The organism is Micromonospora sp. NPDC093244 (assembly GCF_040683695.1).
Classification (GTDB): Bacteria; Actinomycetota; Actinomycetes; order Mycobacteriales; family Micromonosporaceae; genus Micromonospora.
This window is the reverse complement of the sequence record NZ_JBFBEO010000006.1, coordinates 32,161-54,507: the sequence shown is the minus strand read 5'-3', so window position 1 is coordinate 54,507 and position 22,347 is coordinate 32,161. Positions and strand designations below refer to the sequence as shown.

21 protein-coding genes are annotated in these 22,347 nt (G+C 70.3%); 2 read left to right on the top strand and 19 right to left on the bottom strand.

Going from position 1 to position 22,347, the window contains the following annotated elements; genetic code table 11:
- Window positions 1-21: 21 nt before the first annotated feature.
- The 12 genes from AB0N27_RS25030 to AB0N27_RS24975 all read right to left on the bottom strand — a co-directional run bounded on the left by AB0N27_RS25030 (window position 22) and on the right by AB0N27_RS24975 (window position 11,972).
- Complete coding sequence (locus AB0N27_RS25030; RefSeq protein ID WP_364374461.1) at window positions 22-759, bottom strand: hypothetical protein; 738 nt, start codon at window positions 757-759, stop codon at window positions 22-24.
- Between the two features lie 914 nt (window positions 760-1,673).
- Window positions 1,674-2,135 carry a DUF4262 domain-containing protein gene (locus AB0N27_RS25025; protein WP_364374458.1) on the bottom strand — a complete coding sequence of 154 codons (462 nt, stop codon included), beginning with the start codon at window positions 2,133-2,135 and terminating at the stop codon, window positions 1,674-1,676.
- Entirely contained in the window at window positions 2,128-2,520 is a 393-nt protein-coding gene (locus tag AB0N27_RS25020; RefSeq protein ID WP_364374455.1) for a hypothetical protein, read from the bottom strand. The genes AB0N27_RS25025 and AB0N27_RS25020 overlap by 8 nt, the downstream gene beginning before the upstream one ends.
- Window positions 2,521-2,626: 106 nt before the next feature.
- On the bottom strand, window positions 2,627-3,124 hold the full coding sequence (locus AB0N27_RS25015; protein WP_364374452.1) for a hypothetical protein: 498 nt from the start codon (window positions 3,122-3,124) through the stop codon (window positions 2,627-2,629).
- Between the two features lie 40 nt (window positions 3,125-3,164).
- Window positions 3,165-3,842, bottom strand: a complete 678-nt coding sequence (locus tag AB0N27_RS25010; RefSeq protein WP_364374449.1) for a hypothetical protein — start codon at window positions 3,840-3,842, stop codon at window positions 3,165-3,167.
- A 226-nt stretch (window positions 3,843-4,068) separates the two neighbouring features.
- The gene (locus AB0N27_RS25005) at window positions 4,069-5,706 is read right to left on the bottom strand and encodes a VWA domain-containing protein (protein ID WP_364374446.1); all 1,638 of its coding nucleotides are present in this window, start codon (window positions 5,704-5,706) and stop codon (window positions 4,069-4,071) included.
- A gap of 38 nt (window positions 5,707-5,744) precedes the next feature.
- Window positions 5,745-6,911 (bottom strand): AAA family ATPase, encoded by a 1,167-nt coding sequence (locus AB0N27_RS25000; protein WP_364374443.1) that lies wholly within the window; start codon window positions 6,909-6,911, stop codon window positions 5,745-5,747.
- Between the two features lie 350 nt (window positions 6,912-7,261).
- A complete protein-coding gene (locus AB0N27_RS24995; protein ID WP_364374440.1) occupies window positions 7,262-7,735 on the bottom strand; it encodes a hypothetical protein in 474 nt (157 codons plus the stop codon).
- Between the two features lie 107 nt (window positions 7,736-7,842).
- Complete coding sequence (locus tag AB0N27_RS24990; RefSeq protein WP_364374437.1) at window positions 7,843-9,189, bottom strand: DUF4314 domain-containing protein; 1,347 nt, start codon at window positions 9,187-9,189, stop codon at window positions 7,843-7,845.
- A 114-nt stretch (window positions 9,190-9,303) separates the two neighbouring features.
- Complete coding sequence (locus AB0N27_RS24985) at window positions 9,304-10,374, bottom strand: peptidoglycan DD-metalloendopeptidase family protein (RefSeq protein WP_364374434.1); 1,071 nt, start codon at window positions 10,372-10,374, stop codon at window positions 9,304-9,306.
- Between the two features lie 104 nt (window positions 10,375-10,478).
- On the bottom strand, window positions 10,479-11,516 hold the full coding sequence (locus AB0N27_RS24980; protein ID WP_364374431.1) for a hypothetical protein: 1,038 nt from the start codon (window positions 11,514-11,516) through the stop codon (window positions 10,479-10,481).
- A 21-nt stretch (window positions 11,517-11,537) separates the two neighbouring features.
- Window positions 11,538-11,972: a hypothetical protein gene (locus AB0N27_RS24975; protein WP_364374428.1), complete on the bottom strand. Its 435-nt coding sequence runs from the start codon at window positions 11,970-11,972 to the stop codon at window positions 11,538-11,540.
- A 781-nt stretch (window positions 11,973-12,753) separates the two neighbouring features.
- Here AB0N27_RS24975 and AB0N27_RS24970 point away from each other — a divergent pair.
- Together AB0N27_RS24970 and AB0N27_RS24965 are read left to right on the top strand one after the other, a co-directional pair.
- Window positions 12,754-14,136 carry an ATP-binding protein gene (locus AB0N27_RS24970; RefSeq protein WP_364374425.1) on the top strand — a complete coding sequence of 461 codons (1,383 nt, stop codon included), beginning with the start codon at window positions 12,754-12,756 and terminating at the stop codon, window positions 14,134-14,136.
- A 125-nt stretch (window positions 14,137-14,261) separates the two neighbouring features.
- Window positions 14,262-15,458 carry a hypothetical protein gene (locus tag AB0N27_RS24965; protein ID WP_364374422.1) on the top strand — a complete coding sequence of 399 codons (1,197 nt, stop codon included), beginning with the start codon at window positions 14,262-14,264 and terminating at the stop codon, window positions 15,456-15,458.
- A 658-nt stretch (window positions 15,459-16,116) separates the two neighbouring features.
- Here the strand turns inward: AB0N27_RS24965 and AB0N27_RS24960 are convergent.
- The 7 genes from AB0N27_RS24960 to AB0N27_RS24930 all read right to left on the bottom strand — a co-directional run bounded on the left by AB0N27_RS24960 (window position 16,117) and on the right by AB0N27_RS24930 (window position 22,220).
- Entirely contained in the window at window positions 16,117-16,764 is a 648-nt protein-coding gene (locus tag AB0N27_RS24960) for a GGDEF domain-containing protein (protein WP_364374419.1), read from the bottom strand.
- 95 nt (window positions 16,765-16,859) lie between these two features.
- Window positions 16,860-17,858: a MarR family transcriptional regulator gene (locus AB0N27_RS24955; protein WP_364374416.1), complete on the bottom strand. Its 999-nt coding sequence runs from the start codon at window positions 17,856-17,858 to the stop codon at window positions 16,860-16,862.
- 177 nt (window positions 17,859-18,035) lie between these two features.
- Window positions 18,036-18,386, bottom strand: a complete 351-nt coding sequence (locus AB0N27_RS24950) for an Lsr2 family protein (RefSeq protein ID WP_364374413.1) — start codon at window positions 18,384-18,386, stop codon at window positions 18,036-18,038.
- Between the two features lie 30 nt (window positions 18,387-18,416).
- Window positions 18,417-19,553 (bottom strand): FAD-dependent monooxygenase, encoded by a 1,137-nt coding sequence (locus AB0N27_RS24945; protein ID WP_364374410.1) that lies wholly within the window; start codon window positions 19,551-19,553, stop codon window positions 18,417-18,419.
- Between the two features lie 257 nt (window positions 19,554-19,810).
- On the bottom strand, window positions 19,811-20,128 hold the full coding sequence (locus tag AB0N27_RS24940; protein WP_364374407.1) for a hypothetical protein: 318 nt from the start codon (window positions 20,126-20,128) through the stop codon (window positions 19,811-19,813).
- Window positions 20,125-20,970 (bottom strand): hypothetical protein, encoded by an 846-nt coding sequence (locus tag AB0N27_RS24935; protein WP_364374404.1) that lies wholly within the window; start codon window positions 20,968-20,970, stop codon window positions 20,125-20,127. Before AB0N27_RS24935 ends, AB0N27_RS24940 begins: the two co-directional genes overlap by 4 nt.
- A gap of 437 nt (window positions 20,971-21,407) precedes the next feature.
- Window positions 21,408-22,220 carry a hypothetical protein gene (locus AB0N27_RS24930; RefSeq protein WP_364374401.1) on the bottom strand — a complete coding sequence of 271 codons (813 nt, stop codon included), beginning with the start codon at window positions 22,218-22,220 and terminating at the stop codon, window positions 21,408-21,410.
- Window positions 22,221-22,347 lie beyond the last annotated feature (127 nt).

Below are 22,347 nucleotides of genomic sequence, written 5' to 3'. Positions count from 1 at the left end.
TCTCCAGGGCTCTTCCGGGTTTCAGTCCTCGCCGTCAGTCAGGCGAAGCGCATGCTTGATCTTGTCGTTGCGCAGGGGCAGGTATTCACCTTCGACGAAACGGCCGCCTTCGAAGATCTTCATGAGCGCGGTTGTGGTCGCGTCGCTGAGCAGGGAGGAATTGGTCTCCAGCATCCGGTTGAGGGTGTCCGTGAGGTCTAGGGAGGAGAGTCTCTCCAGCGCACTCTTCAGTTCCTGCGGAGCGCCGGCGTCTTCGACGCGAGCACGGGATAGGACCCGAATCTGATCGGCGATGAACGCCGCAGCGATCATGATCATTGCGAGCCGCCGTTGCGCGTCTTCGCTGCTCATCTCGGTGGGCAGGTCGTCCAGCGCTGCCTCTACCTGCTGCGAGAAAGTCGTCGCGGCGGCGCCGTCCAGGGCAGGTTGACTCTCGCCCTCGCTCATCTCGGCGTTCCCACTCGACTTCGACGTCAGATCGTTGAACCAGCCCTTGATATACGGCGCGGACTTGACTGCGGCGATGACCCCACCGGTAGCGACTGCGATGATCCCGCCAGTGGCGACAACCCCGATAATCACACCTTTCAACCTGCTTTGCGCAAGCAGCTTTGCTATCTCATCGTCCGCCGAAAGCAAGTCGACACGTCCGAGGTTGCGAGCAGCGTTGAAAGTATTCGAGCTTAAAGCGCCGAGGTTCCTGGTCGACGCCGCAATTTCGTGACCGACATCGACGATAATTTTGTAGTATTCGGACATTTCTCACATTCGCTTAAGCTGCTGTTGCGATCTGGTCTTCCAGCTCGGCGCCACGCGCTGAACCGTGCTGGCGGCGACTAAAGGCTCGGCGGCTCGATGCCCGCTTGCTGAAGCCGCCAGCGTGCGGCTGCTCGGTGCTGCTCGCTGAATAAGGAATCCCACCTTGGGTTGAGGATCTCCCACTCAATAGTCAGCTCAGGACGACCAGCTTGAACAAGCCGACCGAAGCCTGTTTGGATGTCCCCGCTAACGACCAGGCGTCGCGCGGCCTCCGCTGCACCCAGAGTGGAAATCATCCCTCTCCATGCCGTTGGCCGATAGGGCGGAGAGAGGTGAAGGCACGTCTCGATCGCGATCTCACATACCGACCGAAATTCGGATTCAAGAGTCGCAAACGCCTGGAGATCGTCGTCGTGGTGATTGGGCACGATAGGGCTCCGAGGATGCCAGGGTCTCGCCGCGCTCTGCGGTCCAACCGCAGTATCGCTGTAGGCGGAGAGTAGAGCAAGGGAGCTTTAAGTAGCGATGAACAGACACGCAGCGGATCGAGCGTGCCGGCGTTCAGAGCCCCATAGCTATGGGTAGTCGGTTCTTGCCGCCTCATGAGGATCTGGGCGGCTGAAGGGTGACTACGGGCAGCGAGCTGGCCGAAACGAGGCGGATTATCCGAAACGCATGGCACCGCCGGACGACGAAAGGCCCCGTCTTCTCACTCCATGCTCGACGAACCACCGGAAAGGACGGGCACGCGCCAACGCTCAGTGACTCGCTAACGATGTTGACCCCAGTGAGGGCGTAGACCTTGGTGGCGACACAGCCCGAGCCGAGGGTAGGCGAGCGCATCCGGTGGTGGCCGGGATCCGAGCGCCGATAGGGGCGCCCGGATCCCGGCGGACCGTCGTTGGCGTGCTCCGTCACAGCTGCGCGATCAGCGGCTGTACCTGCGGGTCGAAGCTGTACCCGTTGTCCCAGGGGAACCGGCCCTGCGGGTCGGGCCACACCATCTGTTGGAGGCGGATCTGGTCGCGGCCGTAGCGGTTGATCGCCATCCCGGGCAGCAGTTCGTCGGTGGGCGACCCATCGATGATGATCGCGTCGTAGTCGGCAATGAGGTCGCTAATGCGCTGGCCGTGAGTGAACCGTCCGGCCTTGTCGTAGACCCGGCGGGCCAGGTTGTTAAGCAGGCTGTGGGCGACCTCGGGTGGCAGCCCGGCGGTGATCAGTTCGGGGTAGTCGTGGGCGGTGAGTCCGACGGTGTAGGCGAACGGGGCGGTGGTGTGGGGGCCGTCGTCGGTGGGCAGGACATGTGTGACGGCCCAGCCGGTGGTGTCGATGATCTGGTTCTGGCGTCGGAGAAGGTCCTTGATGTCACGCATGGTGGGTGTCTCCTGGGCATTCGGGGGTGCGGGCGGGGTATGGCTCGGGTGGCTCGACGTCGACGAAGCCCCAGAGCCGTTCCATGACCTGGAGTTGCCGGGTGTGGTAGCGGTCGGCGAAGCCACGGCAGACCGCGGGCGGGACCGGGCTGCCGGCGTAGGGCAGCGTCGAGTGGCAAATGATGTAGCCGGCGGCGCCGCGCGCCTCGGCGACCATCTGCTTGAGTCGGCCGGGGTCGAGGTGCATCGGGTTGCCGGGCTTGAAGACGCAGGTGTCGCACTCGCGGGCGAGCCGTCGGGTCTTGCGTCGTTCCAGGTCTCCGACGCTGAGTCGAGGTGACCGGTCGGTACACGGGTCGTCGGCGGGTTCGAACGGGTTGTCCACAGTCAACTCCTTGTCAATGCGGTGCGGGGCATACGTCTGGGACTGGGGCCCCGCGGATCCGGGTGAACGGAATGCCTTCGCGCCGGGTAGCGCCGTTGTGGGCTGGTCAGAGCTGACTCAGCCAGGTCAGCATCGTGTCGACGTCGCACGGCGCGGTGCGGCCCGTACGGGTCGACCCGGTGGAGCACGGGGGGTACGCCGTCGGTGGTGCGCTGGTCGGCGATGGTGGGGCCTTCGCCGCCGAACTCGTTGTCGAGGACAGCGAGTAACCGCCGGGCGGCCCAGGCGTACAGAGGCGGAGGTTGCTCCGGTGGCCGAAGCGGACCCCGCCGACGCGGACGGGGACGTGTGGCCAGGTGGTCGGTAAACCGAGCCGTGGCGCGATCCAAGCGGCGGCCAACTGGTTCCAGCTGGTGCACCACACCGGTTGGGCGCGCTCGGCCAGTTCCCGCAGCCACGGCCCGTGGTCGGGGTTCAGCCAGACGGTGCCGGTGACGTGCTGACCGTCGGGGGCGGGCCCGTTGTAGCGGTGTGGCCGGTAGCCGCGTGTCTCGGCGTGGGCGGGGTTGACGGAGTGGAGGACGCCGTCGACGTCGATGGCCACGGTGGGGGAGGACGGGCGTGTCCCTGTGGCCGGGCGCTGGTCATGGCTGGGCCTGCTCGATGGTGATCGGGTGCAGGGGCACGGTGAGCCGGTCGGCGGTGCGCCCGGGTCCGTCGGCGGGTTGCCACGTGTCGGCGGCGGCGTGGGTGGGGAACGGGCCGATGGCGGCGAGCCAGCCTTCGGTGCGGTCGAGCAGCACGAGAACGGCGGTGCGGGTGTCGTCGAGGGCGGGGCGCATGATCGGGGCGAGGTCGGGTGGTAGGTCGACACAACTGGTGGTGGGTAGATCCGTGACGGCGGGGTCGTGTAGCGGTACGGGCTTGGTCACGGCGAGGGTGGTGCTGTCGAGCGCGAGCGTGGCGGCGTGGGAGTGGGCTGCTTCGGCGCCGCTGGTGGGGCCGTGGGCGCCGAGTTCGCCGGTGGTGTGGACCGCGAGCAGCGCGTGGGGGTCGCGGATCTCCAGGGAGTCGAGGACGGCGAGGGTGACTGTGTCTCCGGTGGGAATGTCGCGCAGGGTGAGCAGGACCGGCCGTCCGTCCGGGTCCCGGTTCCAGGTGATGGCGTCGAAGTGTTCGCTGGTGACGTCGCGCAGGCGCCGCCAGGCGCGGTTGTCGGTGTCGAAGGGGTGTTCGTCGTCGGTGCCGTAACGCATGAGGAACTCCTTGGTGGGCAGCGTCGTACCGCGTCCGGAGCCGGGGTCGGTCAGGACGCGATGCATGCACGCTTCGATGGCGCGGGATGGTCAAGTCGCGGGGGCGGCAGCGAGGCCATTCGGCATCGGCCCTCCGCGAGATGCGAGCGGGGCTGCCTGGGGCAGCCCGCATTCCAGGCCCTGGTATGTCCTGGGTCCTGGCGTGCGGCGCTGCGCGGGCCGCAGCCGGCGCAGCGCCGCGGCGCGGAGTGGGACTGGTTGGCTGCCGGCTCGGGGCCCGCTCGGCCGGGATTCAGGCCTGGGCGAGTGCGGTGACGGCGGCGTCGGCGATTGCCGCGATGGCCTCGGTCGGGTCGGTGACGGTCAGGGTGGTGGCGTCGGTGAAGGTGTGCCCCCAGATCTGGTTCGGGTCGGTCGGCTCGCCGTCGGTGGGTGGGTCGGCGGGGTGGAGCCACAGCACGGCGCAGCCGGCGCGGTGCAGGGTGGTGACGAGGTGTTGGCCGGCGGGGATGTCGTCGAGGTAGCCGTCGGAGACGACGGCGAGCATCCGCAGGGTGCGGCCGTGGCGCAGGTCGAGGAGTTGGTCGGCGACCTTGACCGCTTCCGGGAAGGTGGCGGTGGCGAGGCCGGCGCGCATGTGCATCACCTGCCGGGGGTAGGTGCGTGGGGGCACCAGGACGGTGGTGCGGTCGCCGAACCCGATGGTGGTGGTCGTCGCGTCGGCGCGGCGTGCCGCGTTGGCGAAGATCCACGCGGCGGAGGACATCGCCTCGGTGTAGCGGGCCATCGATCCGGACAGGTCGACCAGGATCGCCAGGTGCAGGCGGGGTTTCTCGGGCGGCAGTGGGGCGCGTTGCTGCCACGGGGCGGCGGTCGACATTTGCCCGGCGGCGGTTTGCGCTTCGGCGGTGATGGCGTGGCGGGTCCGCAGCCGACCGGGTGGGATCGTCGAGGGGCGCCGGCCGGGGTCGGGGTGGCGGGTGCGGGCTTGCCGCAGCCGGTTGGCGAGGTCGCGGGCCGCGCGGTGTTCCTGCTCGGTCGGGTCGGTGCGCTTCCACTGGGCTGGTGGGCTGTGCCGGTGGGCCAGCAGCGCGGCGGCGTACTCGGCCGGGGTGACGCCAGCGGCGACGGCGAGGTAGTCGACGAGGGCGGCGGCGAGGCGGCCGGCGAATTGCCCGGGGTCCGGTACGGGTGTGTCGTACTGCTGGTCGGGGTCGATGCCGAGGATCTGACACCACCGGCGGGCCAGGGCGATCATGGTGTCGGCGTCGGTGTCGTCGCAGGTGTGGGCCTCGCGCCAGATGTCCCGCAGTTGCCGTAGGCGTTTGCGTCCGAGGACACCGGTGACCGCGGCCCGGACCGGGCGGACGTCTTTGCTGGTGACGATGCGGGCGTCGACGCGGGCCAGCAGTAGGGCGGCGAGTTGTCCGGCGTGCCATGGGTCGTCAACGGCCGCCTGGTCGGGGTCGAGGAGGGTGGTGACGACGTGGCGCAGCCAGCGGCGGTCGCCGCGCCGGCGGGTGCGTTGGCGTCCTTCCGCCCGGGATTCCTCGAGCATGTTGGCGACGTCGGCGAGGATCGGCGGGGTGCCGGGCGGGGTGGCCCAGCGGCTGTGCGCGGCGTGCGCGGCGCCGTGCACGAGCAGCCCGTAGCCGGTGGGCACGATCCGCTTGTGCCGGGCCTTCGTCGGGTCGGTGACGTCGGGGCTGTCGGCGATGTAGGTGGCGTCGACCTCGATCCGGTTCAGGTCGGGGTAGAAGCACTCGGGTGCGTCCCCGGCGGTGCCGGGGGCGACGAGGACGGTGAGGTCGCTCCGGCCGGTCAGCAGCGGGACGTGCTGGGTCCACGCCGAGGACCAGTCATGCCAGTCGCTGGCGCCGGCCGGCGTGGGCGGTGCGCCCTGCTGTAGGTCGGTGCGGGGGTGTGACACGGGGTTGGCTCCTTCCAGGAATCTGGGGTGGATGGCGGTTAGCGCTTGCCGAGGGCGAGCGCGGTGATGGGCGTGCCGGTGTGTCGGGACAGGGCGGCGGTGACGTCGTCGCGGGCGTCTTCGGGGGCGATGCCGGCCAGGTTGGCCAGGGCGGCGGTCATGCCCAGGTGGTCGCGGACTTTCACGAAGCCGAGCAGTTCGCGCAGCTGCGGCGCCCACACGGTCTTGCCGGCGGCGAGGTCGGCGTTGAGGTCGATCGCCGCGTTGACGACGGTCTTGGGGACGCCGAGTTGGCGGGCGAGGTCCCAGTCGGTGGTGACGTGCAGGTGGACGGTGAACCGGGAGGCCAGGGCCTCGGTGAGGACCGCGCCGTGCACGCCCGGGTTGTGGCCGGCGACGATGTAGAACCCGTCAACGGCTTCCACGGTCTCGTTGCCGTTTGCGGGGATGGTGATGACACCGCGGCCGTCCAAAGCCGGGTACAGGACTGCCAGGACGCGGGGTGGGATGAGGGTGGCGTCGTCGACCAGCAGCACCTGCCCCTCCCGCATGGCGGTGACCAGGGGTCCGTGGACGAACTCGTAGCCGCCGCCGGGGATCGGGTTGTAGGAGCCGAGGAAGTCGTCGACGACGGTGTCGCCGGTGCCGGCGACGGTGAGCAGGTCGGGGAACGCCGCCTCGACCATGGCGGTCTTGCCGGTGCCGGGCGGCCCGTACAGCAGCACGGGCACCTGCTGGGTGCGTAGCCGGCGGAGTTCCTCGACGTCCCAGCCCTTGCCGAGCCGACGCGGGTGGTACAGCGTGCCGTTCGGTCGCGGTACGGGTGCGGGCCGTCCCTGCCGGCCACCACCGCTGCTGCCGCTGGGGCGGGTGCGGGGCGCGGCGGGTAGGAGGGTGCCGGCGGCGTCGATACCGGCCTGGGTGATCTGGAAGCGGTGGTGCGGGTCGCGGTGGTGGGTGGCGTGCCCGGCGGTGGCCATCTTCTTGAGCGCCTCGAACACCGCCCCGGACGACGGTGCGCCGATGGCCCGGGTGATCTCGCCGACCTTGAGGATCTGGTCGGGGTGGTCGGCCAGGTGCAGGGCCACCTTCCGGTACAGGTAGCCGGACCGGCCGGAGGCGGGCTCCGCGGTGGGCGTGTCGGTCGCGGCCGGGTTGTTCTGCGGTGCGCCGGCCTGGGGGACCGGTGGGGTTGGTGTGGTCATGGTGATGCCTCGATTCCACGGTCGGGCCCGCGCACCCGTCTCCGGGTGCGCGCGCGGGTGGGTACCGCACAGCGGAGACGGGTGGGGCCAACCCCGTGCCGGCCTGGTCGGGCCGGGCGGGTGGGCGACCACACCCCGGTGGTGCTGAAGGGTTACGGCGGCACGTCGGGTCGCCGCCGGTGCGTGCTGGTCGGTGTCGACGTCGCGCGGGCGGTGTCGGCGTCGGCGATGGAACGTTCCACAGTCCAATCGATCAAGTCGAATTGGTGCGGGGTGCGGGATCGCTGACGTGCCGGCTGTCTACGCGGGCACGTCGAGGGTCGGGAGCTGGGCCGGTGGCCAGGGCGTGGTCAGTCGGCGCAGCCCCGTTGGCAGCCCTGCGGGTCGCATTGCTGACCGTCAGCCATCCGGGCCAGGGCCAGCCCGTCGTCGCCGTTGAGGAACGGCCAGCCGAACCCGTCGGCGAACGCCTTGACCTTGGGCGCCCCGTACATCGGGTAGCCGGCGTGGTCCATCCCGGCCACGATGTCGTCGCGGCCGAGGAGCCAGGCGAGTTCGCTGAGCTTGTCCACCGACCGGCTCGCCGAGTTGCCCCGGTGGTCGAGGATCTTCCCGATGGCGAACTCGAGGTAGTCCCGGGCGTAGGTCTCGTGGTCGACCCGCTGGGTCCACTCAACCGGGTGGCGGGGGGTGATGACCTGACGGGCGTGGTCGAGGTCGAGTGCCTCCACGAGCACGTCCTCCCGGAAGCCGAGGATGTCCTGTCGGTTGGCCCGGAGAACCCAGACCCGGGTGACGATCTCCTCTTGGGTACGGATGGTCACGTGTTTTCCTTCCTGTTGGTCCTACCTGTCGTGGTGGTGTGTCGGGTGCCGCCGCCGGCGACGGCTCGGCTTCGGGTGACGCGGGGCGCGGCCTGGTCAGGGGCCACCTATGCCTGGTCGGGGTCAGGCAGGTCGCCGACGATCCGGTCGCAGGCGTACGGGTCGACGGCCTCCCAGCACCAGCTGCGGCCCATCACCACGTACCGGCCGTCACCGTCCGGGGCGACGCGTTCGATGGCTTCCGGATCGTCTGATAGGGCGCGCTGGTCAACCACGAGAACGTCTCCGTCGAAGGACAGGTCGGCCAGATCCGCGTCGACCCGGCGATCCAGGTCGTCCTCCGGTACGCCCTGCTCGCGCAGGCTGTGGCGGTGCTGGTCGCGGAGCCGATGCTGGTCGGCGACGATCGCCTCGGCCACCGGGCGGGTGCAGGAGAACACCGCCCACCCGTTCCAGTGGTCGATCAGTGTGCCGACGAAGCCGATCTCGAAGCGGTCATCGCCGTCCGGGCCGGCGGTCATCGCCCACTCGCCGGAGAACACGCCGACGTCGCCGAGGTGTACCCGGTCGGGGTGCAGGTGGGACACGTCGCGGCCGGTGGGGCTGGCCGCGAGGTGACACAGTGCGGCGACATGCTCGTCGGCGGCGGTGTCGAAGGCGTTGCGGTAGACGTTTATCGCCTCGTCGCGCTGCTGGATGCGCAGCCCGAACCAGCCGGTGACATCGCCGGTGGCGTCGGCGAACAGCTCCCACCCGGCGGTATCGACCGACTCTCCGCCCGAGGAGAAGTGGGGCAACGTGTCGAGGACGGCGGGATCGGCGTCGTGGATGCCGGCCAGGATCCGGCGCGCGGTCAGGCGGGTGTCGCCGCTGACCCGGGTGCCGATGGTGTCCTGCGCCCACCACTCGGCTGCGGTTTGGCCGGCCTCGGTGCCGGCGGCCCGCATGCGCCGCAGCGTGGCGGCCCATTCGGTGGCCTCGCCGACAGGATCGCCGGTGGGCGGCGGGGTGGTGGCTGGTGCGAGGCGGTCGCCGGCATCGAGGTGCATCGACAGCGTCGAGCCGCTGTCCCAGGCGACCTCGACGATGTTCTGCCGCTGGTCGTGGCGACGGACAGTGCCGGTATCGCCGGCACGCAGCCGGGTATGTGGGTCGCTGGTGTGGACCAGCGCGACGCGCTGGCCAGGCTGGTAGCTCATGGTGGTCTCCGATCGGTGAGTGGACGGGCCATCGCTGCCGCTGTTGGGCGGCGACGGCGTGGGGTTGACGGCGAGGGACCACCAGTTGCGGGCCAGCAGTGCCGTGGCCATGGCGTCGGTGTCGCGGCTGAACGTGTCGGTCCAGATCCGGCGCAGCAGCGGCACCAGAAACTGCGGGTCCTCGCCGAACTGGATCCAGCGGGCGGTATACCTGCCGCGCAGCGCGGCGACACCGATGAGCGTGGGTGTGCTCACGGGCTTTTCCTCCTCAGGGTTGTGTGGATGGGGGTTGCGGTGGTCGTCCCGGGGCGGGACGAGCTCCGAGCTGGGGGTGGATCACGCAGCCGCCGTCGGCGTTCGCGGTGGCGCCTACTGGTTGAGGGGCGCGCCGACGGAGGCCATGAAGGCGACCGGATCGACGGCTGTGGCGGAGGTGTGGTCACCGAGGTGCACCTCGAAGTGCAGGTGCGGTCCGGACGAGTGGCCGGAGCTGCCGGAGACGCCGATGACGTCACCCGCTGCGACCTGTTGGCCCTCGGCGACGGAGGGGTGGGCGAGCATGTGGCAGTAGCGGGTGATCACCCCACCGGGGTGGGTGATGTCGACGTACCAGCCGCAGCCGCGGGTGCGAGTCGGGTCGCCGTCGCGGTCGCAGCCCCAGTCGGCGCCGGTGCGCACGTCGACGGCGTTGCAGCGCACGACGGTGACGGTGCCGGTGGACGCGGCGTGGATCGCGGTGCCCTTGCCCACGATCAGGTCGACGCCGTCGTGCCCGGGCCGGCCCGGGGTGCGGAACCCGGAGCCGACGTCCCCGTGCACAGGCTGTGTCCAGCCCTGCGCGCTGACGGTCACGCCGCAGGCGGCCAGGCCGACGGTGACCCCGGTCAGGGCGGCGACGATGCGGGTGGCGTCGGGTTCCCACTTGGCGTAGGCGTCCGGGTAGGCCGATCGCTGCACCGCCTGGGCGGCCTCGGTTAGGGGCATCGCCTGCCAGCCGTCGACGGCCTGCAGCCTCTGGTAGAACGTCGTCGCCGCGTACTGCGGGTCGTGAAGTTGCTCGGGGGTGCCCCAGCCCTGGGATGGCCGCTGTTGGAACAGGCCGACCGAGTCGCGGTCCCCACCCGGGGTGTTGATCAGGGAGGATTCCTGCATCGCGGTGGCCACGGCGATGACCCAGCCGCGGGGCGGGACGCCCAGGCGCATGCCGACGGCGGTGATGGTGGCGGCGCTGCCGACCTGCTCGGCGTTCCAGTCACCGATCGGACCGATCCCGCCCGGGGCGGGGCTGCGCGTCGCAGACGAGGCGGTGAGTGTGACGCTGGTTGCCGGACCGCAGGCACCGGCGCCGCCGCCGAAGATCAGGGTGGTGGCCAGTCCGGAGCACAGCAGCAGGACGCCGACGACCGCTATGGCGATCCCGGACAGCACGCGGGTGGTCATGACTGGTCACTCCTTCAGAGCGGCGGCCGGGTGGTGGGCGGGGACGGCGAAGGCCGCGCGGGCCAGTGGGAGGCGTCGCGCGGCCTTCGGGCTGGGTGCGGGAATCAGCGGGCGAGGACGGCGACTTTCTCGCCGTGCAGCAGGGGCGCCCCGTCGGGGCCTTTGATGTGGGCGTTGATCCAGATGCGGTACGGGAGGCCGTCGCGGTCGATCAGGCGTCGCCAGTGGCCGCGGACGACGAACCGCACCCGGTAGTGCCACTTGGCTTCCCCGTCGGCCGGTTCGGCCAAAGGGCTGGTGCGGCGCAGCATCACCACGCGGGTGTCGTGGCGGATGCTGGCCCGTACCGCGCGGCGGCGCGCCGCCCGGTCGAGTGGGGCGGCGGCGACGGTGGCGAGGGGTTGGGCCTGGATCCGCCAGAAGGCGTAGGCGACGGCAGCGCAGGCGCGCATCGCGGTGGTGGTCTCGTCGATGCAGAACCTGCCGTCGGGTGCCGGTTCCCAGTCGTGGTCGTCCCCGTCGAGGACGGGCAGGTCGGGGCGGGGGTCGACGGGCTGGCCGATGGGGATCTCGGTGAAGTCGGTCAGCACGTAGGGGTCGAACTGGCGGGCGAGGTCGGGCCGGTCAGCGATTTGCGCCCGGCGGCGGACGGCCGCCGGGTCGTGCGGGTCGTGGTGGTCGGCCCAGCCGGCGATGGTCCAGAAGGACCGGCCGCTCTGGGTGTTGGTGGTGCGGGCCCAGGTGATCGCCCCGATCGAGGACACCTCACCGCTAAGGCTGCGATGGTAGATCGGTTCGGGGAGGAACAGCACCCCGCCGTCGTCGGGGGCGACGTCAGCGGGGAGCACTTCGCCGGTCAGGTCGAGGGCCGCCGCGGCAGCGGCGATGATCGCGGTCATCGCGGGGGCGATGACGTACGGCTCGCCGAATCGCCACGGGTTGGCGGTGATGGCGCGCACCGCGGTGAGGACCTTCGCCATGCCCGCTGGGCGGGGGCTGGGGTGGTCGGTGAGGCGGCTGCCGAAGAACGCCTGCAGGTACTGCGCCGCGAGCGGGCTGCGGTGGTAGTCGACCATGCGGGTGCGCAGGTCGACGGCGGTGCGGGCGTAGCCGGCGAGTGTGTCGTTCGGTAGGAAGTTCACTGGTTGCCTCCAGGTGCATGCTCAGGCGGCCAGCGCCGCCACGGGTGGACGCCGGTAGACGCGGGATTCCGGCGGCACCGCGTCCGGTACGGGCGCGGGCCGCGTCAGGGGTGCCGGCGGGCGTGCGGGGGTGAAGCGGCGCGGTGGGGCGGGCACGGGGGCGCGTCCCCGTACGACCCCGACCGGGCGCGGCGACGGCGGTGGGGGCGCCGGGGCGAGGGTGGCAGGGGCGCGGCGGGCGTGTTGTTCGGCGCGGTGCGCGGTGCGCAGCGCCCAGCAGGGGGCCTGCTGCCCGCGGCACTGCAGGTTCGTGCAGGTGCCGTCGGATCCGGGTTGGTGGGCGGCGGCGACGTCGACCGCGAGCGCCCACAGAAGCCGGTCAGTGACGTCGTTCGGTACCGCCGTGCGGTCGCTGGGACGCCGGTTGCGGCCCTTGGGCTGTGCGGGGTGTGCCATGGCGGGTGGCCCTTCGGTCGGCGGATCGCGGGCATGCGCGGTCGCCGCCCGACTCGCGTCGGAGCCCTTGGAGATGCTGATATCCGCACGACGGCCGACGACCAGCGCTGATCGACGCTCATCTCTCGACGAAGGTCAAGTCGTGTCGGGCGGGCAGAACCTTGCCCGCCCGGCCTGGCAGCCGTGGGGTCGCTGCTTGGTGGTCTGCTCGGGTCGAGGCGTACGCGGGTGGGGTCGACGGTGGTGAGCCGGCGGCGGGAGACGCCACGCCAGTAGCGGCCGTTGTTGCCGCCGAGCGGGACGAGGGAGACGCGGCCGTTGCCGGTATCGCGGGGCACCACCTACAGCTCGCGTCGGCGCTCGGGTTCCAGCGCAGAGTCTGCACGCCGGACGAGTAGTGGCCAGGATGCGAACCTTCGGGACGCTGTGGCGGCGGATGGCCTAAAGACCAAGGGTCGCTACTCCCATGAGTAATCGGGCACGCGGGCTGGCGACCGGAGAACGGCAGATGCGCACTCGTGGGAAGTAATCGTCTGGCGGTGCTGCGGGGACCCCGTCGGAGCCGACGCTTCGTGCGTCGATCAAGGCCACCGCTATGCGTATACAGCAGAAGGTGACCTAGTGCTTCAGGCGCAAGCTGTCGAGGAGCGAGACAGGGTTCTTGCTTCCTGCGCGATCATGTGATCCGCCGCTTGGCGGGTCGGTCGGCCCGGCTGGTGGATGTGGATGGACGCTGGGGCATGCGGTAGCAGATGATGCTGTGATGATGACGAGACGATGGGTGACCATCGGTTCGGCTGCACTCATCACGACGGCGTTCGTGATGGCTGCCGTCATCCTCGATGAGCACTGGCTTGAGGTGGCAAGTTGGGCTGCGGGCGTCGGCAGCCTGGGAGCGACGATCATCACGCTCATGATGTCCCGGTCCGCCCCGTTGAATCCCGACGCCCCGGCGGCAACGCGTTCAGCTCCACCCTCTTCGGTCACCGGAAGTATGGGGATCCGCGGAAGCCTTTCGGACGATGACGGGTACAGCATCGGGCAGGCAACGTCGTCAGATGCCGAAGCGGCCCGTGACTCACTACCAACGGCGTGGACGCGATATGTGCAAGTGGAGTCGGATGAGCTGATACACGTCGATCAGCTTCTAGGCGGCCTTGTGGCGATGCTGGAAGATACCTCGGCAGCGGCGAGGTCTGCCATCGCAGTTTGGGGCCCGGGCGGCATCGGCAAGACCGCCATCACCTTCGCGGCGGTGCACCAGGTGGCGGCTCGCAACATCTATACCGACATTGCGTGGGCCTCCGCAAGGAACACGCGATTCTCCACATTGGATTCCGGCGATCCGACGGTCGACTCGATCTACTGGCTCGATCTGTTGTCTATGATCGCCCGGCAGTTGGAGTGCCCGCTGTCACCAAGCCAGGCGCTCTGGGAACGCGACCTGCGCGCTCATCTCGGCAGCTTGCCGACCGCCCGACGGATTTTGGTGGTGATCGACAACCTGGAGTACGTCGAAGCGGCCGACGACGTCATTGAACGACTGCGTGCTCTGGGATTCGATCGCCCGCACCGCATCCTAACGACTACCCGGTGGATGTCGCGACGCGAGGACTTCGACGTACGGAATGTCCAGATCGACCCGCTCGGCGAGAAGGAAACCTACGACCTGGTACGGCTGACTGCCAGGGACTTCAATTCCGACCTGGCCAAGGCGAGTAACAAGCAGCTGGAACCGGTATACCCCATTACCGAAGGGAATCCATTCCTCATCAAGCTGATCACGCGTCGGTACGCGATGAGCGGCAGGGCGTTGCCTGCCATCCTGGAGGAGATCCGCCCGATGTCGTTGAATCCCCTCGCGGGCAAGGTTCGGACATGGCTGTTCGAACGGTCCCTGGACGAGTTCAGCGACCGTACCTCCAAGCGCGAAGCCGTCTCGCTCCTGTTCTCGTTCTGCGCCACGGGCCGCGGTGAAGCCATGACGTACGACGAGCTGCGTGCGGCGAGCATCGACATCACCGAGCAGCGGTTTTCGGAGGTGCTGGAGGTGGCTCGGCGCCTCGGGCTTGTGCGACCGTCGGACTTCAACCGGCGGTACTCGATCCACAGCCTGCTGTACGAACACACCTGTCCGTTGACGCGGCTCCGGTCGACCCGGTGACTCCGGGGGCTGCCGACGTCCGCACGACGTGGCAACGGCGATTCGACGCGGAAGGTGAGCGGCAGTTTCCGCGACTGGCGCAGGCGGCCCTAGCAGACCCCGGAAAGTACGCTTCCGCCCAAGGCGTGCGAAAGCTGGTGACCCTCACCGGTGGCGTTCTTTTCGCGGCAGATCGGATGGAAAGCAGCACGATAGGCCCGTTTGTCACTTTGTCGATCGATACGCTACTGACCGTTGGTGCCGGGACCGACTTCCGAGACTACGAGGAGTTCCTTGCCAATGCGTTGGACCTGATCCACGTACTTGCGAGGCGAGGTGCGCCCGTCTCGAGTCATTATCTCTCTGCGGCACGGTTCCAGGCCAGCATCGCCAATGGTGCCGCACTACGCCGATACTTCATCGAACAGGCGGTCGCTACGAGTCGCACCGTCGACGAGGAAGCGGCGGCACTCCTTACTCTCGCCAAGTACCTCGTCGACGTGAGCGACTACGACGCCGCCCGATCGGCCTTGCAGCGTTGTAGCGTGGCGATGAGTAGGGTCGACGAGGCCCACCTACGGGTCGACCATGCGATGACCCTGGGAATGACCTACTACTTCTCCGAGCCGGAAACCTCGCGTGCCCACTTCGAGTCTGCTATCACGATCGGCAGGAACCACTCGACTGATCGGCGCGTCCGCCAGCCGCTCGCCATGGCATTGCACTACCTTGGTCGACTTTCGGCCGATGGTGGGGAACCCGCTGTCGCGATTCGGCTCTTTTGCGAGGCGGAGGCATTCTCCGACGACTACCTAACGGGTCACGGGTACTTCCACCAGCGCATCGCCGAGGTGCTTGTTGACCACGGGTCCCTCCAAGAGGCCGAATACCATCTAGAAGCAGCCAAACGCACGTTCACGATCGTAGGAGAGGCGAGCAGCGGTTCACATGTACTGCACGGCACGTGGGCACGCTGGTTTGTCCGGGCGGGTGACCTTCGATCAGCGGTCGATACTCTGCAGGCGGCCCTGCAGCAGAGCCGGCGACACGGCGTTCCGCGCGTCGAGCTCATCCTGCTGGCCGAGATGCTTCGGGTACAGCTCAAACGACGTCGGATCGACGCGGCGACATTGATCCTTGCTCGTGCGGGAATCGTCTATCTGCGCTCGGAGTCGGTACGCGGCCCGGCACAATTCGTCCGGCAGGCGCTGACGGTATTCCGGCGTGCTGTCAGGATGCTGCGGACGCCCCAGACTGTCGGCACCGTTGGCCCGGAGGCCCGTCCCCTGCCTGTCCGATGCCCCTGCGGCGCCGACCACGATCTATCGAGCTTGTCTGACTGAGTCAACGCAGCGATCAGCTGCCGATGGCACCTACCGCTGTCGCCAAGCTTTCAAGGCAGCGGCCTCGGCAACTGGTTCGAATAGTCCGACTGTCTGAACCAGTGGAAGGTCACCCCGTGTAATCAATGATCCTGTTGCTGGCGGCGGCTCCGTGGTCAGCTCATCGCCGAGCTGGTGTCGAGGGCCCTGTGTAATCGGTGGCGTACGCGGCTCTGCACTGCAACCGCACGCCGACAGCTCGCCGGGAGGGGGGCTTCCGACCCGCGCTGGCGACGGTGACGAGGGTGCCCCGGTGCAGGGGCGTCTCGCGGACCATGGGCAGCTCGCTGCCGGTGGTGGTGTCCGCCGAGGGGCGGGCCGCAGGCAGGTGAGGTTGACCTTCGCCGGTCAGCCGCCATGGACGGGTTCGACGACGACGTTGACCAGCAGCAGCCGGGTGCGCTAGGTGACGCCTTCAGTGCTGGCGCGGGCCAATGCCGGGTCGATGGTCACCCGGTCGCCGACGGTGTAGGTGTGGAGGCTGCTCATGGCGGATGTCGGGTCTGGGCGACCGTCGCCGAGGACGGGGAAAGCAGGGGTGGGCGGAGGGAAGCGGGGCACGGCGGGGACCTCGCGCACATCGACGGGCGCGAGGTCCTCTTGGTGTGTCCGTGAGCGGTCAGCGGCGGTGCAGGTCCCGCAGGCGGGTGCCCGGCAACGGCCCGGTGTGGCCGGTGGCGGCGGTGGCTCCGTGGACTCCGGCGCTGGTTTGTTTGGCCTGGTACATGGCGGTGTCGGCCTGGTGTAGCAGGGTGCGCGGGTTGACGCCGAGGGCGGCGCTGGTGTGCCCGACGCTGGCGCGCACGGCCACGGCGTGCTCGCCGAGGTCGACGGGGTGGCGGCCGACCGCCCGCCAGGCGGCGCGGGCGGCGGCGGCGACGTCGTCGGGGCCGCCGTCGACCAGGAGGGCGAACTCGTCGCCCGACAACCGCGCGGCGAGCCGCACCGGCTGCGGCAAGGCGGCCAGCCGTCGGCCGACCTCGGTGAGGACGTCGTTGCCAGCCTCGTGGCCGAAGGTGTCGTTGACGGTTTTGAAGCCGTCGAGGTCGAGCAGGACGAGCCCGAACGGGGCATCGGTGCGTGTGGCGCGGGTGAGGGCGGCGAGTAGGGCTCGCCGGTTGGGCAGGCCGGTGGTGTCGTCGTGGTCAGCGGCGTAGCGGGCGCGGGTCAGTGCCTGCTGCTGGCGCCATAGCAGCGCGGCGGCGAGGGCGAGACCGGCGAGGATTCCACCGGCGGCGGTGACGATCGAGGTCAGGATGGGAGACACTTCGGGAGCTCCTTGTCCGTGAAGGAGCACCGGGGGCGGGCGTGGTTCCGGGAAGTTCGACGCCCGCCTCCGGGCTACCGGCAGGGCGGGGTCGTTCAGGCGGTGGAGTCGGCGAGGGCGAACGTGGCGGGTTTCTCGGCGGTCAGGACCGCCCGCCCGGTCCCGACGAGTTTCACGGCGGCGTTGTGGACCGCGCCCGCGCTGGCCTTCTTCGCGCCGGTTGCCTCGTTGGCCCGGTCGACCAGCTTGCACAGCTCGCTGACCTTGTACTGCCGGTCGGGGTTGGCCTCAAGGATGTCGAGGATCGCGCCGCGCAGGCTGCCCGACGCCCGCCGGGCAGAGGCGTGTGCCGCCTCGCCCGCCGCCTCCGTGGCCGGCGGTGCGGCGGGTGCTTGCGTAGCGGGATCGCCTGTGGTGCTGGCGGTGGCCGTGCCGGCAGGGGGACTGTCGGGTGTGGGCGGTCCTGCGTCCGCTTCGTCTGCTGCGGGTGTCGGTTCGGTGGCCGGGTCGGTGTCGTCGGCCGTGACCGGCGCCTCGGCCTCGGCAGTCGAGCGGGCGTTGCCGTCGCCGTGGTCGGTTTCGGTGTCCTCGGCTTCAGCGGCCGCGTCGGGTGCAGCGTCGGCATCGCCAGGAGCCGGCGATGCGAACTCCTGGGCGGGCTCCGGCTGCCCGTGGGCGGGAACCTCGGTGGCTGGCGGCTGCTCGTGGTCTTGCCCGGCAGCCTCTCCGATCTCCTGCGTGTCGTCGCCGCGCGGCCCGTGTTCCGCGGCGGTGCCGTGTGTGTCGGCGTCGCGGGTGGCGGGCTGCGCGGCGGGCTGGCCGTGATCGCCCTGTTCGGCGTGCACGCGGCCGGTGTCGGTCAGCTGCCACAGGCTGGGTCCGGTGTCGCTTCGGGTGGGCTCGGCCAGTCCCGCGTTGTGCAGGGTGCGCAGTTTCGGGGTGGTGGTGGAGTAGCCGAGGCCGGCTTCGGTGGCGATGGCGGCGGCGGTGGCCTCGCCGAGGCGGTGCAGCGCGGCGAGGACCTTCGCGACGCCGGGCGCCAGGGGCGCTGGTGTGGCCGTATCGGTGCTCGTGTTGGCGGGGGTGCTGGTCATGGGCGCGTGGCCCCCTTTCTCCTGCCGTCAGCAGGGGTTGCTGAGTGAGGGGTGTGCACTGATGCACGCTTCGGTTCGGGTTTTGATCAAGTCGTCTGCCCGGAGTGCGGGACTGCGGCGCCGCGCACAGGTGTGCCGCCCGGTGATCGCTCGCCGGCGGCACGCTGGGGACCGGGGTCAGTGCGCGGCGTGGTAGGCGTCGCGCACCGCGGCGGGGATGACGCCCCCGGTTCGTGGTCGGGGCAGGTTCAGCTCCTGCCAGTTCGCGGTCCACCACCAGGTGCGGATCTCCTGGATCTGGGTGCGGCCGGTCGCGGTGCCGTGCTGCCGCCGTGGTGCCCGGGGCTGTTTCGGCAGGCGCCGTCCGGCCGTGATGAACGGGCCGAATGCCGCGGCCATCCGGTCGAAGTTGCCGGCGGACAGGTCGATCTCGTAGGTGACGCCGTTGAAGGCGAACTGGTAGGTGCCGACGTCGTCGGTGGAGCCGTCGAGGTCGTCGACGACGATCGCGGTGGTCTTGGTGGCCATGAGGGGGCCACCTCCTTTCTCTCGGGGTGGCTACTGGGCGGGTTGGTGGGTGCCGAGGCCGAGCTGGTGGCCGATGACGGGCCCGCGGTGCACGGCGGCGACGGCGGCGGGCAGGTGGCGGCGTTGCCAGCCGTGTAGGGCGGCGGTGAGATCGGCGGCGTACTTGCGGTGCTGGGTGAGGGCTGCGGCGAGGCCGGCGGCTTGTTCAATGCCGTTGTTGGCGCCGCGGGCGGTGTGGGGGCGCACGGGGGCGAGGGCGTCGCCGAGCAGGACGGCGTGACCTCTGCCGACGGGCCAGACCATGCGGTCCGGTGCGGTGATGTCGAGGACTGGCACCGCCATGCGGGTGGTGGTGGTGTGGACGACGGCGGCATGGTCGGCCGGCAGGAGCAGGTCGGCGTGGGTGTCGACGTGGGCGCGGGCGGCGGGGCTGACGTGCCGGGGCAGGGCGAAGACCCGGCGGGTGGGGTCGGCGCCGAACCGCTGCACGTACTCGGTGCTGGTGCAGTTGAGGTAGAAGGTCCAGTCGCAGCCGCCTGGTACCGGCGCGAGGTTGAACTGCGCACCGGGGCAGGGCTGTAGCCGCAGGAAGTCCCGCAGGCCGGGGCGAGGAGTGATGTCGGCGATGCCGCGGTGGGCGACGTAGCCGGCGTAGCGCAGGGTCCGATCAGCGTCGAGGAGGCGGCGGCCGGTGGAGGACCGGCCGTCGGCGAACACGACCAGGTCGGCGGCTTCGGTGTGGCCGTCGCGGAACCGCAGCACCGGCTGGCCGGCCTGCTCGGCCAGGGCGGTGACCTTCATGTCGAAGTGCAGGACACCGGTGGGCAGCCGGCGGGTCAGTGCGTGGTTCAGCAGGGGCCAGGTGGTGTTGCGGCCCGGGTAGGTACGCCGGATCGTCTCGGCGGGGTGGCGGTCGCGGATGGTCATCTGGACGATGGCCTCGGAGTCGTGGGCGACGAACTCGTGCTGGCCGATGTCGAGGCGGTCGAGCACGTCGAGGGCGGGGTGTTCCAGACCGATGAGGCCGCCGCCCAGGGGCGCGGACGCCGGCGCGGCCTCAAAGACGGTGACGTCGTCGAATCCGGCGTGCAGCAACAGCAGCGCGGTGACGGGGCCGGTGAGGCTGCCGCCGACGACGGCGATGCGGGGCCTGCTGGTGGATGTCATGGGGGGTTCCCTTCTGCGGGGTGGGAACCCGGGCACGGCCGTGCCCGGGTGTGCGCGAATGCGCGGGTGGCCGGGCATCGGCCAGGTGGTGCCAGTGAGAGCGCTCAGCGGCGGTGGGCCGCGGACGCGTTGATCAGCCGCCGTGGTGCGGCGGGCGGTTGGAGGTTCGGAAGACGCTGAGCCGGGGCTGGGTCCGCTAGTGCGTGAGGCGCGACCGGGCGGGCAGGGCGGCGCGGGAGGGCGTGGCCTTGGGCGGGTTACCGGCCGGGCGTGGTGAACGGGGCCGGCACGGGAAGGATCCGTCGCGCCCGCTGAAGTACCCCGTCGGCGACCGGGATCAGCGGCGTCGCGTCGGGTGAGGTGGTCGGGGTGGTGCGGTGCCAGCCGCTACCGGGGCTGCTGGCGACGATCGTCCAGGTGAACAGAGGGGTGAGGACCTCGGCGACCGCCGTGCTCTGCTTGGCGTAGCTGTCGCGGCACACCCGGACCCGCAGGACGTACCCGTCGGTGTGATGCACCCGGGCCAACTCGTAGCTGCCGGGGCCGCCCTGGTGGAACACCTCGTCGACGATCACTGCGACCGGTCCTTCGGGTCGACGGCGCGGGAGGTCGCCTCGGAGGCGACGAGGGTCCATGGCCACCGGTAGGCGCCGATGGCGTAGCAGCGGTTAGCGTCCGGGACGACCCGGTCGTCCTCGACCCAGCGACTGCCCAGGCCGTCGTCGTCCTCCCACTCGACGGCGACCTCGTCGCCGTCGAACCGCAGCCGGGGGTGCTCGCCCGGCATATCACCGGGATAGAGGGCGTCGAGGTCGGCGGCCATGCGCTGCACCGAGAACAGGGGGAAGCGGCACAGCAGCCCGGTGCGGGAGAGGGTGGTGTAGCCGGTGTCGACTATGGCGCGGTAGGCGCCGCCGCCGACCACGTCGCAGGTGACGGCCGACGGCGTCCAGGTGGACAGCGGTGGGCTGATGTCGCCGCGGTGGCGGGAGATGCGGTAGCGGTCGTTGGTGTCGTCGCGGGTCGGGTCCGGGTGCAGCCCGAACCAGTGCACCCCATGGTGGCGGGCGTGGCGGAGCAGGTCGAGCAGGTCCCGCCGGCCGTCGACGTGGTCGGTGTGCAGGGGCAGGAATCCGTGCCCGTCGTCGGCGGGGGCCGGGTTGCCGGTGGCGCCGGTGGCGGTGTGGGTCCAGGTTTCGGCGAGGGCCCGGTGGTCGGTGCCGTCGACGTCGTACCAGCGGGGGACGCCGTTGGAGGACAACCAGTCACCGTCGGTGTCGTGGGACCAGATGAGGGCGGCCTGGTCCGGGACACCGGCCCGGTACTGCTGTCGGGTCTTCAGGTGCGCGCGGGTGGCGGCGGCGTGTTCGGCGAGGGGTAGGACGTCGTCGACGCGGAACCACAGTCGGTCGGACATGGCGAAAGGAACCTCCTGATGGGGGAAGAGGGAAAGGTCGGCCGTTCGCTGGCCGGGTTTGCGGGGCGCCCCAGCCCGGGGCGCCGGGCCGTGCGCGGGCGGCAGCGTGCTCACCCGCCGCGGCGACCCGACGTACGGCGTCGGACCCGGAAATCCGGATCGAGCGCGAGTGCCAGGTAAAGCTGAGGTTCGGGTGGCGGTGTCGGCGAGTACCCCGACAGGCGGTGACCTGCTTTGGCGGTTTCGCCGCGCTGGTCGGGTTAGGGGTGTGCGTCGCAGGCCGGCGGGGCTCATGGGTGCGGTTGGTAGAGCTCGCTGTCTGCTGCCAGGGCCGGCGCGGTGCGGTTGGGAAGGGGTGGAGCCGGTCGGGCCGCCGCCGATCCAGGGAAGAGGGGGTTGGGTGGCGGTAACCGACCGCTTCCGGATCCGGTGGTGCTTTACAGGGTGACGGCGAGCAGTTGCTGGTCGGTCTCGACGGTGTCGAGGTACCGCATCGCCTGCTCGAGGTAGGTCACCCGGTGGGTGAGGGCGTCGCTCGCGGGTGCGAGCTTGTGCCCGTCCGGAGTGAGCAGGGCGTCGCCGCACACTGCCGCGGTGGCGCTGTAGTGCTGGTAGGCCATCGGGCCTGCCTGGAACATCTCCAGCTCCCCCACGGCGAGGTGGGCGGCGCCGTAGCTGGCCGCGTTGTGCATCCGCATCGCGTTGACACGGGCCTGGCTGTGGAAGTCCGCCTCGGCCCGCTCGCGCGGGTAGTGGGCGGGCTCCGCCAGGTGGCGGGCCAGCAGGGTCGGCCACGGGGTCGCCGGCCGGGTGCCGTGCACGACCCGCTGCCACAGCTGGTGGCGGATGCCGGCGCCGACGCCAGCGGCGTGGCGCATGGCGGCGAGGTCGAGCAGCTTGACCGGTCCGCCGGCGCAGTACACCGGACGTCCCTTGCGGGGCGCGACCAGGTCTCGCCGCTGCCACAGCCACATGTCCGGGATGGCCCAGAAACGAGGCTGCAGGGTGCCGGACACACCGAAGTGCCGGTCGAGCTGGGTGGCGGTCAGGGCCTGCGACGGCAGTCCGTCGGGCAGGCAGACGATCATGGTGTTGATCGTCGCGGTTGGCGTGACCACCGGGCTGGTGGGCGCCGTGGTGCTGGTGGTGGTGGCCGCGGGGGCGGGCTTGCGGCCCGGGCGGGGCGTCACCGTTGGCACGCGGGTGCCGTAGCGGCTCAGGGGAGTCGCGGCACCGTTGGTTGCGGTCATCTGGGGTTCCTCCTTCGGTTGGGACGCGCTGTGGGCGCGCGGAAGCGGCCGGCCCACCGGGTACATGGGTCGACTCACGGGACGAACAGGGGATGGGTGCAGCAGAGTGGCTGCTGGTGGTGCGGGG

Coding starts and splice junctions, on each gene's coding strand:
- AB0N27_RS25030 (WP_364374461.1), bottom strand. CDS start 759: ATGTCCGAATACTACAAAATTATCGTCGATGTCGGTCACGAAATTGCG.
- AB0N27_RS25025 (WP_364374458.1), bottom strand. CDS start 2,135: ATGCGTGACATCAAGGACCTTCTCCGACGCCAGAACCAGATCATCGAC.
- AB0N27_RS25010 (WP_364374449.1), bottom strand. CDS start 3,842: ATGCATCGCGTCCTGACCGACCCCGGCTCCGGACGCGGTACGACGCTG.
- AB0N27_RS25000 (WP_364374443.1), bottom strand. CDS start 6,911: ATGACCACACCAACCCCACCGGTCCCCCAGGCCGGCGCACCGCAGAAC.
- AB0N27_RS24985 (WP_364374434.1), bottom strand. CDS start 10,374: ATGACCACCCGCGTGCTGTCCGGGATCGCCATAGCGGTCGTCGGCGTC.
- AB0N27_RS24975 (WP_364374428.1), bottom strand. CDS start 11,972: ATGGCACACCCCGCACAGCCCAAGGGCCGCAACCGGCGTCCCAGCGAC.
- AB0N27_RS24955 (WP_364374416.1), bottom strand. CDS start 17,858: ATGACCAGCACCCCCGCCAACACGAGCACCGATACGGCCACACCAGCG.
- AB0N27_RS24950 (WP_364374413.1), bottom strand. CDS start 18,386: ATGGCCACCAAGACCACCGCGATCGTCGTCGACGACCTCGACGGCTCC.
- AB0N27_RS24945 (WP_364374410.1), bottom strand. CDS start 19,553: ATGACATCCACCAGCAGGCCCCGCATCGCCGTCGTCGGCGGCAGCCTC.
- AB0N27_RS24935 (WP_364374404.1), bottom strand. CDS start 20,970: ATGTCCGACCGACTGTGGTTCCGCGTCGACGACGTCCTACCCCTCGCC.
- AB0N27_RS24930 (WP_364374401.1), bottom strand. CDS start 22,220: ATGACCGCAACCAACGGTGCCGCGACTCCCCTGAGCCGCTACGGCACC.